Here is a 1,754-nt window from a genome sequence, read left to right as displayed (position 1 = left end):
CGGGGCGGGCACGTCCGCGGGCCGGATGCCGTCGAGGGCTTCCCCGGCGATCTCCGCCAGCCGCGAGCGCACCGGAGCGGGCAGTTCCGGCTGCTCACCGGGACAGGACTCCGCCGCCTCCCGCGCGTCGTCGGCATCCTGCAGCGGACCGTCCACTGCGGACTCATCAGGGCGCGGATCATCGGCACCCGGCGAAGGCGAAACCACGCTCCCAGGCTAGTCGGCCGCCCCACGATCACCCGATCCGGCGGTTGTCGGTGGCCGCCCGTAGCGTGCCCGCCGATGACCGGCCAGCTGACCTTCGACGAGCTCGACGACGATCTCCCGCTGCACCTGGCGACGTTCGTGATCGTCGACCTGGAGACCACCGGCGGCAGCGCCCAGCGGGACGCGGTCACCGAGATCGGCGCGGTGAAGGTCCGCGGCGGCGAAGTGCTCGGCGAGTTCAGCACGCTGGTGGATCCCGGCCAGGAGATCCCGCCCGCGGTGGTCTCGATCACCGGCATCACCGACGCGATGGTGCACGGCGCGCCGCGCTTCGACTCGGTGCTGCCCGCATTCCTGGAATTCAGCAACGGCGCGGTCCTGGTCGCGCACAACGCCCCGTTCGACGTGGGGTTCCTCAAGGCGCAATGCGCCCAGCTCGGACTGGACTGGCCGAAACCGCAGGTGCTGTGCACCGCCAAGCTCGCCCGCCGGGTGCTGACCAAGGACGAGACGCCGAACCACAAGCTCGGCACCCTCGCCCGCGTGCTGCACGCCCGCACCACACCGGTGCACCGGGCGTTGGACGACGCTCGCGCCACCGTGGACGTGCTGCACTCGCTGCTGGAACGGCTCGGACCGTTCGGCGTTCGCTCGGTCCGGGAGTTGCTGGAGCACTTGCCGGACGTGACGCCGCAGCAGCGGCGCAAGCGCGGACTCGCCGACGAGCTGCCGAACGCGCCCGGCGTGTACCTGTTCCGGGGCCCGAACGACGAAGTGCTCTACATCGGCACGGCCACCGATCTGCGCCGCCGGGTGCGCCAATACTTCACCGCGGGCGAACGCCGCGGGCGGATCAAGGAGATGGTCGGGCTCGCCGACCGGGTCGATCACGTCACCTGCGCGCACCCGCTGGAAGCGGAGGTGCGGGAGCAACGGCTGCTCGGCGCGCACCAGCCGCGCTACAACCGGCGCTCGAAGTTTCCCAAACGCGCCTGGTGGGTGGTGCTCACGGACGAGCCGTTCCCCCGGTTGTCGATCGTGCGCATCGCTCGCGAAGGTGCCCTGGGGCCGTTCCGCTCCCGGGCAGCGGCGGGCGAGGCCGTGGAAGCGTTGCAGTCGGCGACGATGCTGCGCCGCTGCACCGACCGCATTCCGGCGAGGAACCCGAGCGGGCGGCCCTGCGCCGTTCACGAGCTCGGCCGCTGCGCCGCACCGTGCGCGGGATACCAGAGCGTCGACGAGTACGCGCCGGAAGTGATCTCGGTGCGCGAGGTCGTCGAGGGCCGCGGCGACGGCGTCCTGGAGCGGTTGCGCGACGAGCTCACCCAGCTCTCGGTCGAGCAGCGCTTCGAGGACGCGGCAGGCGCGCGGGACCGGCTGGCCGGGCTGGTGCGCGCGCTGGACCAGGCACAACGCTGGGCGGCGCTGGCAGCGGTCGCCGAGCTGATCGGCGCGCGCCCGGACGGATCAGGTGGCTGGCACCTGGCCGTGATCCGGCACGGCAGGCTCGCCGCGGCGGGCCACGCGCGGCGCGGGACGCCACCGAT

Annotated in this window: 1 protein-coding gene; it reads left to right on the top strand. The window is 72.7% G+C overall.

Features of this window, described 5'->3' with window-relative positions; translation table 11 throughout:
* Nucleotides 1–282 precede the first annotated feature (282 nt).
* The coding region (locus IJH84_RS13495; protein ID WP_295144790.1) for a DEDD exonuclease domain-containing protein at nucleotides 283–1,754 on the top strand (1,472 nt) is incomplete at its 3' end.

The sequence above is a fragment of the Saccharopolyspora sp. genome (genome assembly GCF_017434145.1).
Lineage (GTDB): Bacteria > Actinomycetota > Actinomycetes > Mycobacteriales > Pseudonocardiaceae > Saccharopolyspora_C > Saccharopolyspora_C galaxeae.
Note: the sequence above shows the minus strand (reverse complement) of the source record. Positions and strands in the feature narration are given on the sequence as shown.